11 protein-coding genes and 1 pseudogene are annotated in these 14,652 nt (G+C 43.6%); 6 read left to right on the top strand and 6 right to left on the bottom strand.

Translation table 11 applies throughout. The features are described 5' to 3' along the window. Positions 1 to 338 precede the first annotated feature (338 nt). Positions 339 to 1,532, top strand: a complete 1,194-nt coding sequence (locus FHS10_RS14420) for an IS4 family transposase (RefSeq protein WP_259091672.1) — start codon at positions 339 to 341, stop codon at positions 1,530 to 1,532. 80 nt (positions 1,533 to 1,612) lie between these two features. Here FHS10_RS14420 and def read toward each other — a convergent pair whose 3' ends face one another. Further along, positions 1,613 to 2,185 carry a peptide deformylase gene (gene def, locus FHS10_RS14425; RefSeq protein ID WP_259091673.1) on the bottom strand — a complete coding sequence of 191 codons (573 nt, stop codon included), beginning with the start codon at positions 2,183 to 2,185 and terminating at the stop codon, positions 1,613 to 1,615. 20 nt (positions 2,186 to 2,205) lie between these two features. Further along, positions 2,206 to 3,432, bottom strand: coding sequence for a M16 family metallopeptidase (locus FHS10_RS14430; RefSeq protein WP_259091767.1), 1,227 nt, complete (start codon positions 3,430 to 3,432; stop codon positions 2,206 to 2,208). A 150-nt stretch (positions 3,433 to 3,582) separates the two neighbouring features. On the opposite strand from FHS10_RS14430, the gene hpt reads away from it, so the two are divergent. Together hpt and FHS10_RS14440 are read left to right on the top strand one after the other, a co-directional pair. Further along, the gene (hpt, locus tag FHS10_RS14435) at positions 3,583 to 4,119 is read left to right on the top strand and encodes a hypoxanthine phosphoribosyltransferase (protein WP_259091674.1); all 537 of its coding nucleotides are present in this window, start codon (positions 3,583 to 3,585) and stop codon (positions 4,117 to 4,119) included. Between the two features lie 199 nt (positions 4,120 to 4,318). Then, entirely contained in the window at positions 4,319 to 4,810 is a 492-nt protein-coding gene (locus tag FHS10_RS14440) for a hypothetical protein (protein ID WP_259091675.1), read from the top strand. Positions 4,811 to 4,825: 15 nt separating this feature from the next. Here the strand turns inward: FHS10_RS14440 and mfd are convergent, their stop codons facing one another. Further along, positions 4,826 to 8,179, bottom strand: coding sequence for a transcription-repair coupling factor (mfd, locus tag FHS10_RS14445; RefSeq protein ID WP_259091676.1), 3,354 nt, complete (start codon positions 8,177 to 8,179; stop codon positions 4,826 to 4,828). 157 nt (positions 8,180 to 8,336) lie between these two features. Between mfd and FHS10_RS14450 the strand changes: the two genes are divergently transcribed. The 3 genes from FHS10_RS14450 to FHS10_RS14460 all read left to right on the top strand — a co-directional run bounded on the left by FHS10_RS14450 (position 8,337) and on the right by FHS10_RS14460 (position 9,579). Continuing rightward, positions 8,337 to 8,744: a DUF4199 domain-containing protein gene (locus tag FHS10_RS14450; RefSeq protein WP_259091677.1), complete on the top strand. Its 408-nt coding sequence runs from the start codon at positions 8,337 to 8,339 to the stop codon at positions 8,742 to 8,744. A 46-nt stretch (positions 8,745 to 8,790) separates the two neighbouring features. Next, entirely contained in the window at positions 8,791 to 9,045 is a 255-nt protein-coding gene (locus tag FHS10_RS14455) for a DUF2752 domain-containing protein (protein WP_259091678.1), read from the top strand. 171 nt (positions 9,046 to 9,216) lie between these two features. After that, positions 9,217 to 9,579, top strand: a complete 363-nt coding sequence (locus FHS10_RS14460) for a TM2 domain-containing protein (protein ID WP_259091679.1) — start codon at positions 9,217 to 9,219, stop codon at positions 9,577 to 9,579. Positions 9,580 to 9,710: 131 nt separating this feature from the next. Here FHS10_RS14460 and FHS10_RS14465 read toward each other — a convergent pair whose 3' ends face one another. From FHS10_RS14465 to FHS10_RS14475, 3 genes and pseudogenes are all read right to left on the bottom strand, one after another. Further along, positions 9,711 to 11,363 carry a M28 family metallopeptidase gene (locus tag FHS10_RS14465; RefSeq protein ID WP_259091680.1) on the bottom strand — a complete coding sequence of 551 codons (1,653 nt, stop codon included), beginning with the start codon at positions 11,361 to 11,363 and terminating at the stop codon, positions 9,711 to 9,713. Between the two features lie 539 nt (positions 11,364 to 11,902). Beyond that, entirely contained in the window at positions 11,903 to 13,225 is a 1,323-nt protein-coding gene (locus tag FHS10_RS14470; protein ID WP_259091681.1) for an APC family permease, read from the bottom strand. 766 nt (positions 13,226 to 13,991) lie between these two features. After that, positions 13,992 to 14,645 (bottom strand): annotated as a pseudogene (locus FHS10_RS14475) (phosphatidylserine decarboxylase family protein); the annotation flags it as partial. Between the last annotated feature and the right edge of the window lie 7 nt (positions 14,646 to 14,652).

The following is a 14,652-nucleotide window of genomic DNA, read 5'->3' on the forward strand; positions in this document are numbered from 1 at the left end:
GTTAAGAATAATTCCTTTCGGGGATTGTTTGTTTTGATTATTTGACTTTTTTCTGAACCGGGATTAAACGGATTTATCAGATTTTACAGGATTTTGATTGTCTGAACCGGAATTTATCGACTTAAAAAATTATTGGAATTTTCATGAAGCCTGATTATCGGTTTTCCGGATAGCGATGGGTTTTAAACCTTGAGTGTTCGAAACATTATAAGTGGATTTTCATTTTTTATTTCCGGCATTTATTCACATTTTATGTTGATAATATTCTGATAATGTGATTATTAAGATAAGCTTCCGTGATTTTTTTTAACAGCTATCAATGTATCTTTCGGGCATCAATGACAACTGAGAATCTCGATAAAGTAACCGTTAAGCAATTACTGACATTTATACCTGACCAGTCTGTTAGTGCCCTGGCCGCCAAAACAGGTGTTGATTATCAGGCTAAAGTTTTATTCGGCAGAAGTATGTTTTATCTGCTTTTGTATGGTCTTGCAGAAAATGAGCGTACAAGTTTACGGAGCCTGGAAGATACTTTCAACTCCCGCCGATTCAAACTTTTGTTTAATCTTGATCCCGGCCAGACTACCCGTTACAATTCCATTTCTGACCGGCTTGCGACCATGAACCTGGACTTTTTTGAAGAGTCATACAAGATGATATATAGCTTATTCCATGAACATTTTAAACCGAAAGAAACATTAAAGTATAATATCACCCGGGTAGATTCTACGATGGTGACTGAAACCGCCAGCAAGCTGGAAAAAGGAATGACCACAGGAATAAAAAAAGACGGGAAGAAACAAATTAAGTATACGATATCTCTTGATGGATTATTGCCAAGCAGTGTAAAAGTCTTTACAGAGCAGGCAGAACTAAGTGAAGATAAAACCATCCCGAAGGCAATTCTCGCACTTGTTGATACGCACAAGGATAATGTATTTGTATTTGACCGGGGGGTACAGAACCGGCAAGCATATGTCGATTTGGATGAAAAGGAATTACGATTTGTTACCAGGGTAAGAACAAATAGCAGATCTAAAGTCATAGAAGAGTTATTACTTCCTGTAAACCGAAAGGTGGGTAATCTGACCATACTAAAAGACGAATGGGTATATCTTTATGGCAGTAAGAATAAAAGAGTCGATGTTCCATTTCGTTTAATAACAACTAAAGATGAACAAGACAAGCTAATTCTCTTTGTTACTAACATGAAGGAAGATACTGATAAAGAACTTATTCCCGTGCAGGATATTATCATGATCTACAAGCAGCGATGGGACATCGAAGTATTTTTTAGGTTTATTAAACAGGAACTTAACTTCAGTCACTTCTTATCAACTAACTTAAATGGGATCAAAATAATCCTTTATATGACCCTTATTCTGGCTATGCTGATCCATATCTACAAAAAGCATAATAATGTAGGATACAAGACAGCCAAAAGAAGGGTCAAAATGGAGTTGGAAGAACTCTTAACAATCATTATTGTTGAAGCATGCGGAGGCAATCCGGATATAGTGCTTCGCTGATTGACTTTTATTCAACGTTTCGAACACTCAAGGTTTTAAACCCATCGCTATCCGGAAAACTGCAAACTGCAAACTGCAAACTATCTCCCCTTCTTAGCGGCCGGGAATTTCATTTTGTAATCTACGTCAACTTCGCCTTTTGATATATTGTTGAGTTTTTTCTCAATCAGGCGTTTGCGTAAGGGCGTTAGTTTATCGGTAAACAGCTTGCCTTCAATATGATCATACTCGTGTTGGATTACGCGGGCAGCCATACCTTTAAATGTTGCTTCGTGGTGTTTCCAGTCCTCGTCATAGTATGATAATTTGACTACTGGTTTACGGTAAACGTCTTCGCGAATATCGGGGATGCTTAAACAGCCTTCATTAAATGGCCATTCTTCGCCGGTTTCTTCTAAAATAGTAGCGTTGATAAACGCCTTTTTAAAGTCCTTCAAATCCGGGTCTTCATCATCAAAAGGGGTAGCATCAATCACAAACAAACGCATGGACATCCCCACCTGCGGGGCTGCCAATCCTACGCCACGGGCACCATACATGGTTTCAAACATGTTGTTAACCAGCTCTTTTATATGAGGATATTCATCCGGTTCAATGGCCGTAGCTTTTTTTCTTAAAACAGGGTCTCCGTAGGCGATGATAGGGTACTTCATTTTGCAAAAATACGGGTTTATTATTTAGGCTCAAACTTCAATGTAATAAGCCTGTCATTATCAAATATCTGGTTGCTTATCTCCAGCAATTGTTCGGCTGTAACCGCGTTAATTTTGGCAAAAATATCCTCAAGTGTATCAATATGATTAAAATCGAGCAAACTTTTAGCCATAGAGATAATCAGGCTCAGGCGGTTCTCTTCGGCCAGCGCTATCTGTCCTATAAATTTTTGCTTAGCCTGGTGCAGTAACAGAGTGCCTAACTTTTGTTCGCGCAGTTTTTTCAACTCTTTGTGTACCAGTCGTGTTGCTTTGTCGGCTTTCTCGGTATCGGTTCCAAAATAAATGGAGAAGATGCCGGTATCCGTAAACGTGGTGTAGTTTGATTCGATGGTGTAGGCTATGCCATGTTTTTCCCTTATTTCCAGGTTTAACCGACTGCTCATTCCCATGCCGCCCAACAGGTTGTTCAACAGCAACAGCGCATTTTTATACTCATGCAGTGATTCATAAGCCTGTCCGCCTATAATGCAATGTGTTTGGGAAATGGGCTTTTTAACTATAAAAATACCGCTATCATTAAGCTGTGGCTTTACCCTGTTTTTTTTAGGGTAATGCTCGGCAACCCCGCCAAAATACTTTTCGCCCAGTTTCACTACCTTTTTAAAATCGTAATTGCCATGTACCGCAAAAATCATTTCAGATGTACTGTAGTTGGCCTTGATAAAAGTCCGCATATCATCGCTGTTCATGCGGCCAACGGTTTCGGGTGTACCCAAAATGTTTTTGCCGAAGGGATCGTCCTTAAACAGCAACTCTTCAAAATCATCCTGGATAGCTTCTTCCGGCTGATCGAGGTAGGATGCTATTTCATCCAGTATTACGCCCCGTTCTTTTTCCTGTTCCTCTTCGGGAAAGGTGGAGTGAAACAGGATATCTTCAAACAAATCCATACTACGTTCCAGGTGCTGATTTAGCAGCGATGCGTGAATACAGGTATATTCTTTGGTAGTATAGGCGTTTAAATCCGCTCCAACTAATTCCAGCCGGTTTAAGATTTGATTGGTGTTGCGCCTTTCGGTTTCTTTAAACAGCAGGTGCTCAATAAAATGAGCTAAACCCTCCTGCCCGGGCATTTCATCGCGCGAGCCGGCGTTAACAATAAAGCAGCAGTGCGTTATGGTAAAGGGCGATGGCTTAAACAAAATGCGGATGCCATTGGGTAAGGTGTGGGCCTGGTAGTCGATCATGGAAGGGCAAAGATAGTGTTATATATGTTACAATTAATTGTGGTGCAACTCTTAGGCGTTTTTAGTATTTTAGTAGATTAATTTTTTACCGTTTTCAGCATCCATAAAAAAATGCCGACCATTTAAATACCCCTATAACCGCACCATATGAAAATTAAAATTGCAGACCTTGAGTTTGAACCCCTTATAAGCGCCGAAACCATTGAAGCGCGTGTAAAAACCATTGGCCTACAGCTAAACGAAGATTTTAAAAATAGCGTACCTGTATTTGTTGGTGTGCTTAACGGCAGCTTTTTATTCATTGCCGACCTTATCAAACAAATCTCCATCCCCTGCGAAATTTCCTTTACCAAACTGGCTTCCTACTATGGCGGCACAACCAGCAAGCTTAAAATTCGCGACGATATTGATTTGATTGTGGATATTAAAGGCCGTGATGTGTTAATTATTGAAGATATTGTAGATACCGGCAATACTGTTCATTACCTGATAGACAAGCTAAAAGAACGCGAACCGGCTTCCATAAAAGTTTGTTCGCTACTGCTAAAACCCGATGCTCTGCAAAAAAAGATAGATGAACTGAAATACGTAGGCTTCGAGATTGAAAATGAATTTGTGGTTGGATATGGTTTAGATTATAAAGAAATGGGGCGGAACCTGGATGCCATTTATAAGAAGGTATAATTTGAGGTTAACCCACGGCCGAAGCCATGAAAATATCATTAAAAATATTAGCAGCGATTATAATCATAATCGCTGCTTTTTTATTGGTAACTGACAAACTCCGGCACTTTAATCCTATAGGTTAAATAACGACAAATGTCTTTCAATCCTGTTAAAAACAAAGCTGTTATTTATCCGCCACCGTTTGTATTTTAGCGCTATGCCGGCAATTAAAACCTTATTATTAGCTTGTTTAATGATCACCTTGTTTGGCTCCTGCCGTAAGGATGACAATACTACCATCCTGCAAATTACCGTAACCGATGGACGCACCGGCGCTGTATCCGCAGGCGCTACCATTCATTTATATAAAGACTCCGCGTCTGTATTGAACAATAAACCAACATACCAGGCCACGACAGGGGCAGACGGTATCGCAACCATTACCGCCCGTTTCCAACCCCGTTGTTTTATCTTAATTGAAAACGGCAGTCTGAAAAACTTTTACAATGGCTATGTGCCTGCAGGAATTTTCACCACCCAGGCAGATATCAATAACTCCCCCTCGCAAACCCCTTCCCCTTCAATTGGCGACATCCGTTTCAGGGATAATAACCACGACGGTGTAATCAATACCCGGGATAAAGTATTTGCACCCTCAATAGGGTTGGATAACAATGCTAAGGATATTGTGGATTTGAAGATTTATTGATTACAAAAGTATCCTCTACGCTCCCACTAACCCTGCCATTTCATTCAAAAACAGCAGCGCCTGATCAATACTATGCACACCTTCAACACTTAAGCGCAGGGTATTTTTAACTTCTTTTAAATTGGTGCGCCTTGGGTTGGCCTGCACAAATGCCAGTACGTTATGGAATGCCTCGGTTTCAAAGTAAGATGATTGCTGGTTGGTGATAAAGTAGCCACGCAGTACGTTCTTTTTCAAGGAGATCTTTTCAAAACCGATAGCCTTACCCATCCATTGCAGGCGCATGGTGTTTAAAAGATCGTGCACCTGTGGCGGTATCGGGCCAAAACGGTCATGCAGTTGCTGTTGAAAAGCGGTGAGTTCTACCTCTGTTTCCAGTTTGGATAACTCGGTATACAGGTTATAACGTTCAGACAGATTGGTTACGTACTCATCCGGGATCAGGATCTCCTGGTCGGTATCAATCTGGGTAAAGGAAATATAAGGCCTTGGCTTATCATCGGGGAATACGCCTTTAAACTCATCTTCCTTTAATTCCTGAATAGCCTCGTCCAAAATTTTGTGGTACATTTCAAAACCGATCTCGGCAATAAAACCGCTTTGTTCGGCACCTAACAGGTTCCCGCTGCCGCGGATATCCAGATCGCGCATGGCTACGTTAAAGCCGCTGCCCAGGTCACTAAATTCTTCAATAGCGCTAAGCCGCTTACGGGCCTCGCTGGTGAGCGTTGATAACGGCGGACTCAACAGGTAACAGTATGCTTTTTTATTGCTCCGGCCCACCCTACCGCGCATCTGGTGCAAATCGCTCAGGCCAAACATGTGGGCGTAGTTGATGATAATGGTGTTGGCATTAGGGATATCCAAACCAGCCTCAATAATGGTTGTAGCCACCAGTACATCGTACTCGTGGTTCACAAACTTCAGCATTACGTCTTCCAGCGCGTCGCCTTCTAACTGCCCGTGAGCTATGCCAATGCGGGCTTTGGGCACCAATTTACGGATCATTCCACCTAATTGGGGCAAATCGGCAACCCGGTTATGGATAAAAAAGATCTGGCCGTCGCGTTCTATTTCAAACTCTACCGCTTCTTTAATCAATTTATCATTAAACACATGCAGCTCGGTAACCACCGGCTGCCTGTTAGGCGGCGGGGTTGATATGATAGAAAGATCGCGGGCCCCCATTAAAGAGAAATGCAGCGTACGCGGGATAGGCGTAGCCGTAAGCGTAAGCGTATCAACATTGGCGCGCATTTGCTTCAGCTTTTCTTTGGTGCTTACCCCAAACTTTTGCTCCTCATCAATAATCATCAACCCCAGGTCTTTAAACTTTACATCCTTGCTCACCAGGCGGTGGGTACCAATAATGATATCTACCTTACCATCCTTCAGCTTCTCTAAAGTATCCTTAATCTGTTTACTGGTTTTAAACCTGTTGATGTAATCAATATTAGCGGGGAAGCCCTTCAGCCTATCGGTAAAGGTTTTATAATGCTGCGCGGCTAAAATGGTGGTAGGCACCAATATGGCCACCTGCTTGCTATCGGCAACGGCTTTAAATGCCGCCCGTACGGCAACCTCTGTTTTACCAAAACCCACATCGCCACATATCAACCTATCCATAGGGTGCGGCGATTCCATGTCTTTTTTAAAATCGGCAGTGGCTTTCTCCTGGTCGGGGGTATCCTCGTACAAGAATGAAGCTTCCAGCTCTGTTTGCAGGTAGCTATCGCGGGAAAACGCGTTACCATGCTGGGCTTTACGCAGGGCGTATAGCTTAATCAGGTCGCGGGCTATGTCTTTAACTTTTTTTTTTGTGGTTTTCTTCAGGCGCTCCCAGGTATCGGTACCCAGCTTGTTCATTTTGGGTTGGGTGCCTTCTTTTCCGCTGTATTTGCTGATGCGGTTAAGCGAATTAATATTTACGTAAAGCAGGTCGTTATCAGCATAAATCAGCCGGATCATTTCCTGTTGCTTGCCGTTAACCTCCACCTTTTCCAGGCCGGCGTACTTGCCAATGCCGTGGTCAATATGGGTTACAAAATCGCCTGGTTTAAGGTCGCGCAGTTCCTTTAGGGTGATGGCCTGCGACCGTTGATAGCCTTTTTTGAGTTTATATTTATAATACCTGTCAAAAATCTGATGATCTGTATAGCAGGCTAACTTTTGTTCCTGGTCAACAAATCCTTCCCGTATAGAAATACTTACCGGGGTAAATTTCACCGTTTTATCCAGATCCTCCAGTATGGCGTATAAACGTTCCACCTGGCGGGCCGAGTCTGTAAGTATAAAATTCTCTATCTGAGCTGCCTCGTTATTTTTAAAGTTGTGGATAAGCAGCGTAAAATCTTTATTAAAAGATGGCTGCGGGCGCATATCAAAATTTATAGTGGTATTGGCCTGGTAAAAGAACTGTTTACCAAACTCCACCACAGGGAAATCAAAAAGCTGATCGGCAATTAATTTTTCGTCGGTAAAGCCAAATTTAGGATCAATCCAATCAGGGTTTTGCGTTTTTTCATCGGCAGATAAAGCCTTCCACAGGTTAACCGCCTTTTTAAAGCCGGATTGGATGATATCTAAGGTAAACTGTACATCTTTAATCCATACCTGTGTGCCGGGATCTACATACTCCAACAAAGAGATATTGCTCTCTGTTAAAAATTTAGATTGTACATTAGGCACAATAGTGATGCTTTTTACCTGCTCAACAGATAACTGGCTTTCAATCTCGAACGTACGGATAGATTCAATAAAATCACCGAAGAACTCCACCCGGTAAGGCAGGTTATGCGAAAAAGAAAAGATATCAACTATACCGCCACGTACAGAGAACTGCCCGGGCTCGTACACAAAATCAACCCGTTCAAAATCGTACTCAATTAAAAACTCGTTGATAAAGTCGATGCTTAATTTGTTGCCTACCGCAATTTCGAGCGTGTTTTTCTCCAGTGATGCGCGGTCTATCACCTTTTCGGCCATAGCCTCGGGGTAGGTAACTATCAGCTGGCCAAACTCCGATGAATGGTTCAATTCATTCAATACCTCGGCACGGGCAAGTACATTGCTGCTATCGGGCTGGGTAAATTCAAAAGGCTTGCGGTATGATGATGGGAAAAGTAAAACTTCTTTACCGGTAAGGTTTTCCAGATCGGCCTGGAAATAGCCCGCTTCTTCCCTGTCGGGCAATACGAACACCATGTGTTTGTGCTGTAAAAAATACAATGCTACCGCCATGGCCGCATCACTCGATCCGACTAAACCACGAAGCTGTACCCTTGGATTTTTTGAAGCATTAAGCGCGGTGGCCAATGCTTTGATCCGGTCATCAGCTTTATATCTATCTAATATATCACGGATGTTCAAACTGATGCAAATGTACGCAAAAAAGGCACTTTAAATAAATCGGGTTAAATTGTATAAATCAGTGCAAACAATATGATGGTTTATTTACTTTTTAATGATAAATTCATGGAATAATTCCCTGAGCTCAACCTAAATATTTAAACCAAATTTTAACATCATGAAAAATGCGATTTTATGGGGCGCGATGATTGGCGTATTAAGCGGAATCTGGATTTATGTAATGCACAGCGCGGGTATAGGGCCGGTTAATGACCAGGTAGCGCCATTAGAGTACTTTTCGTTCCTGATCCCGGCCATTGGTTTGTTTTTTGGCATTTACACCTATCGCAAAAACGAATGTAAAAATCAGATGGGCTTTTTAGAAGCCCTGATACAGAGCTTTAAAATACTGATAGCCGGTGGTATTGTAACTGTTTTCGCGGTTATATTATACTTCAGCTATATATCAACAGCCAATACGCTCCGCGATTTCTCGGGCCGGATATTTGGCGCTTTACTTGTTGGCGTAATATTGGCATTTGCGGTATCTTTACTATTCACCAACAAATCAAACAAGGTTGATTAAACGGCTTTTTAGAAAATATTTCGAACTCGTTTTCTGGATCACCGGCATGTTGTGCCTGGCTCTAACTCCGCCACAAGCCACATCGCATTTTACTTTATGCCCATTAAAGCTCATGGGCATTACCTGGTGCCCCGGCTGCGGACTGGGGCATTCCATCATTTATCTTTTTCACGGCCAGCTGCGCAATTCATTTCACGCGCATTGGCTTGGCGTTCCGGCTGTGTTGGTTATATCTCATAGGATATATGTACTAAGCCGACTTCACGTCTTCCCCTCGACATCGAAAAGCACTACCCGATAACGCCGGTTCTTGTCTTGATTCTTGACTCTAATCTCCTGATTCTTTTTTTCACCGCCCAAACCAGCCATTTCACCGACTTGTTTGCCGTGCTAACCTATCTCCCATAGGCATTTTTGGCGTGCTGTAGTACCTTTATATCATCAAAACAAACAACAAATAATCTTTAAAACGATGAGCACTTACCAAAATCCATATATGATGTTCGATGGGATCACTCCCGAAGAATTTGCCTTTTTGCAACAGGCTACCGCTTCACTTGATGAAAATCAACAACGGTATTTTATGAATGTTTACTATGGCAAACGCCGTAACCCGCAAGATCTGATGCTGGCTACCTTATTGGGCTTTGTGGGCGCAGCAGGCGTACAACGTTTCATGACGGATCAGATTGGCATGGGCTTACTATATTTCTTTACAGCAGGCTTTTGCTTTATCGGTACCATTATCGACCTGATCAACTATAAAGCTATCGCCAACGAGTACAATCAAAAAATGGCTTTCGAAAGCTTCAACATGGCTAAAATGACCAACTAAGATCCCCTATAGCGGGCACAGTTTCAACATATATATACAATGAAAAATCCACCTTCTGTTACGGGGTGGATTTTTTTGCGTGCTATTTTTCAGTCTTAACTCTTGACTCTAATCTCTTGATTCTATTGGCTCTATTTCCCCATCGCTTTATCTCTAACAGCTTTAAATTCCGATCCTGGTTTCCAGCCGGGGAATGTGGTTTCGTCGCTAAGCTTAGTCCCTATCCGGTACATAATTTCGGCAATCTGCATCATACCGGTTACATCCATCCTATCGCTGTAATTGTCTTGTTGCTGGTGATAGCGGTTGTCTGTATAATCCTTTTGGCGGGCCTCGCCAAAATCGGCACCGTTGGCTACGCTGATGCTGCCGTTATTGATATCTAATGCGGGCACGCCTAATTTAGCAAAGTTAAAATGGTCGCTGCGGTAATAGCTGCCCGAGCCGGGTTTCCTATCGCCCACAGTGGTTAAGCCCTCGGCCGTAGCAATTTCCTGTACATAATCTTCCAGTTCATTCTGCCCTTTCCCGGTTATAGCAATGTCTTTGGTCGATCCATAATCGCCAAGAGCGTCCATGTTAAGATCGGCAACAGTTTTATTTAACGGAAATATGGGGTGTGTGGCATAGTACTCAGATCCTAACAAGCCCTGTTCCTCGGCAGTAACGGCCAGGAACACAATGGAGCGCTGTGGCTTTTCTTTAGCCGTTTTAAAGGCTTTAGCTATGCTGATGATAGCTGCAACACCGCTGGCATTATCAACCGCGCCATTGTATATACTATCGCCTTTGGCATCGGGTTTCCCTATGCCCAGGTGATCCCAATGGGCTGTGTATAACACGCATTCATCGGGGCGGGCACTTCCCTTTATCATAGCAATTACATTGTGCGAAGTTGAGTATTTTAGCTTAGTAGTGATACCTAATGAAACCTCCCGGTTAAGCGGCATGGCTTTGAAACCCTTTTTACGGGCGATAGCGCGAATATCACCGGTTATGCCGGCATCGGCCAAAAGTTTTGTTGCTGCAGCCTCGGTCATCCAGCCCTCAACCTTACAGCGCGACATGTGTTTATCTTTTTCGGTAAGATAAAGTTTGGCACCGGTAAAGCTGTTTTGTACCACTTTCCAACCATAGCTTGCCGGATCTGTTTGGTGTACAATGATCACGCCTGCAGCGCCCTGCCGGGCAGCCTCTTCGTATTTATAGGTCCAGCGGCCATAGTAGGTCATGGTATCGCCCTTGAAAAACGTAGGATTGCCATTTTTATAGCCGGGGTCATTAACCAAAACAATAACCGTCTTTCCTCTGACATCCAGGCCCGCGTAATCATTCCAGCCGTATTCAGGCGCAACAACGCCGTAACCTGCAAACACAAGCGGCGACTTGTTAAGCCCTACAGCGGGTACTTCCTGCCGGGTAGAGGCTACAAAATCAGAGTCGGCAGTAAAGTTCATAGCTGTTTTACCACCTGTGATCTGCATGGTGGCCGATGGCGTACTGGTAACTTCAACCATGGGCACATCCTGAAAGTAACTGCCATTATTGCCAGGTTCCAGACCTGCCTTTTTAAACTGGGATGAAATATAGGCTATCGTCTTATTCTCGCCGCCGGTGAAGGGCTTACGCCCCATCAGCGAATCGGCAGCCAGCACTGCTATTTGTGATTTGATCTCATCGGCACTAATGGCTTTGTCAATGTGCTCGGTTTTGCTGTTTTGCTTACAGCCCGCAGCAATAGCAAGGCCGGTAATCATTAACAGAAAGTTTTGTTTTACATTCATGAAGGTGGTGTTTGTTCAAATTTAAATAAAACGTAGAATTTTTGATTGGCAGCCGGACGATTATTTCTGTGCCACCCACTCCAAATTTTTACAAATTCGCTTCTGCTTATTTTTAAAATTTAATTCAGGGCCAATAATGGCCCTATTCTTTTTAAAACAGGTTTTTATTGTTGAAAAGGCTACCTGTGAATACCTTACAGATTCTCTTCTCACACTCATAATGTCCTTAACTATCCCCTTTCTATCACCAAACTTATCCTTACGGTATCCTTTAAGAAGTTTTGGGGACGACATCACCAGGGAAACCACTTTTAAAAAGGAGGCACCTATGGAGCCAAAACCACAACAAGGTATTGCTATAAACCCGGGGCACCTACGGAGCCGGAAAAACTATTTTCAGACTCCAGCGGAGTCACGTGTTTATAGCTTTTTCATTTCGGAACTTTGGCTCTGTAGGTGCCTCCTATCCCACATTTAGGTTTAAAAACTATTTCTCCGGCCAACATACCAAACGATCTGTTTGTTGGCCACCAGGTGAATCACTTTTTAAACTGCGGGCGGTTGAGCAAAATGATTTGCCATACCACCTCGGCACTTAGCAGGGCGGCAATGGCAAAACCAGCAGCCTTCAATGCCTCGGGGGTTGAGGACAGCGCGCCACCCAGGGCAACCGCGTAAACTACAAAAGGCAAGGCTATCACCAGGCACAGGCCTGTTACACTTAACGGGATCTTAAATGGCCGGGGTTTATGAGGTTCCTTCAACCGGAGTTTTACCAGCGAGATATACTCTAAAGAAAGCCCCGCACCATAAACGGTTACATCGATAATGAGCAAATCGGCAAAGGTCCATAGTACCATGAAGCTTACTACAATGGAGCAGATGATGATAGAAATATAGGGCGTTTTAAACCTGCGGTGCAGGCGGTTAAGCTTTCGCGGCAGCAAATTATCTTCGGCCATTACCTGCGGTACCCGTGATACCGAGAGCAGCACTGCCGAATAAATACCCAATGAGCTTGCCATACCACCCACCGCAATCAACACACCCAGCCAGTGCCCGGCTATCCGCACACCTAACGACGGCAAACCATCGTTAGTTAAAGTATCGTGGTTAATCCCCGATTGCTGGGCTACCCAGGTAATAAAAAAGTATACCAGCATCACCAGCACAAAGGCGATAAACATGGATATCATATAAGAGCGGATGGGCTTTTCAACCTCCTCCGCATAGGTAGTAATATTGTCCCAGCCCAGGCAGTTCCACATTACCGTGTACAACGCCATCCCGAATGACGGAAAGTTAATGCCTTTTAACGATGGCGCAGGGATTGACATTGGCCCGGCATGATGATGCACCGCCAGCACAATTACAATAATAACCGGTGCCAGCACAATGGCACTTAAAAACAGCGACACCTTCCCTACCGGCACGATACCCAATATATTTAAGCCCGCCGAAGCCCAGATGATCATGAGGCAAACAGGGATCTTATAACCAGCCAATTCGGGGTAAAAGAAAGAGGCGTACATCACAAACAGCACCGGGTAAATGGCCAGGTCAACAAAGGTGTAAAGCCAGGTCCACCAGCCTTCATAAAATCCCCAACGGGTGCCTAAAGCATATTTTACCCATTTGTAATAGCCGCCGGTTACGGGCATCATACTATTTAGTTCCAACACGGTAAAAATAGCGGGTACATCCCAAAGCAAAGGAGTAAGCAGCAGTATCAACAGCGCGCCATGATCACCGGCATAACTGAGCAAAGGCTCCAAACCGTAGGGGCCGCCAGATACAGTAAAGAAGATGACAGCGATGAGCTGTATAGGCCGTATCTTTTTTAAAGCAGCGGGTGATGGCATTTTATTATCAGTCAATCTTAATTTTCCAACCCTGCCTGTATCGGCACAATTAGCACAGGATATAAAAATATAATTTAAGTATGAAAAATCGCGTTTTCGGGCTGTTTTATTTGAAAAACACGGCGGCGGTTGCCTGTCTTTTTTGAGGTATTATATTGGGGACTCCTTGTTATTGGGGTTATAAACCGTAAAAGTGGAAATGACGTAGATCACATGGAGGCGAAGACTCACCCGCCAGCGCTACGCGCGGCACCCTCCTTCGGCTTCGCCGGAAAGAGGGGTTTGAAGATTGTTTGTATTTATATTCCTTGTAATCAATTGATTAACTATTGAAACCCCTCTTTCCACCGCAGGTGAAGAGAGGGTGGCCAGCGAAGCGCTGGCGGGTGAGTCTTCTGCGCCCGGTTTACGTCATGCTTTCCTTCACAGTCCGCCGGATTTTACAACTTGCAATGACATAGCTTTATAGTGCCATTCCACCTTCAGAATTTCGCGAAATTTCACAGCTCAGCAAGGACTCCGTTTATTAACTTATGCGAAGCGCCCAGCGCTATTAACCCTATTTTTATTCTTTATCCTTTTTGGGTTTTGCAGCAGGTTTCCTTGCAGGGGCAGCCTTTTTAACCGGTTTTTCAACTTCGGGATGATCAATTACTAAAGGCAATTCCTGCTGGTGGCTCTCATTAGCAATCACGGTGGGCTCGGGATCATTAACCGGCATCACTTTAGCGGCAGGCTTGGCAGTTACGTCAGATAACGCGCTTGGCAATTCGGCTAAAACAGTACGGCCGCCTTTTACCACATCGCCAATGTTTACCAGTATTTTGGTACCTAATGGCAAAAATACGTCAACTCTCGATCCAAATTTGATAAAGCCAAACTGCTGGCCCTGCTCCACAATATCACCTTCTTTTACATACCATACAATCCTGCGGGCCAACGCACCGGCAATTTGTCTGAATAATACCGATACGCCTTCGCTGTTTTGAACGCAGATAGTGGTTCGTTCGTTTTCGGTAGATGATTTTGGGTGCCAGGCAACCAGGTATTTGCCTTTATGGTATTTAAAATAGCTTACCACGCCCGCAATTGGGTTACGGTTAACGTGTACATTCACCGGCGACATAAATACCGATAACTGGATCCTCCTGTCTTTCAAAAACTCTGTTTCGTCGGTTTCTTCAATCACAACAACTTTACCGTCGGCGGGGCAAAGCACGGTTGTCTCGCTGGTAGTAATATCAAAGAACGGGCTGCGGAAAAACTGTACTATCACCAGGAATAAAAATCCGGATAGAATATAGATGATCCATTTAAGCACATGTGCCTGCGGAAGATAGAATTGAACTAAAGCATTCAGTACAAAAATAACCAGTACTGTTAGCGCGAGTGAGGTATAGCCTTCTTTATGAAAAGTCATATTATAG

The organism is Mucilaginibacter dorajii (assembly GCF_024808255.1).
In the GTDB taxonomy this organism is placed as follows: domain Bacteria; phylum Bacteroidota; class Bacteroidia; order Sphingobacteriales; family Sphingobacteriaceae; genus Mucilaginibacter; species Mucilaginibacter dorajii.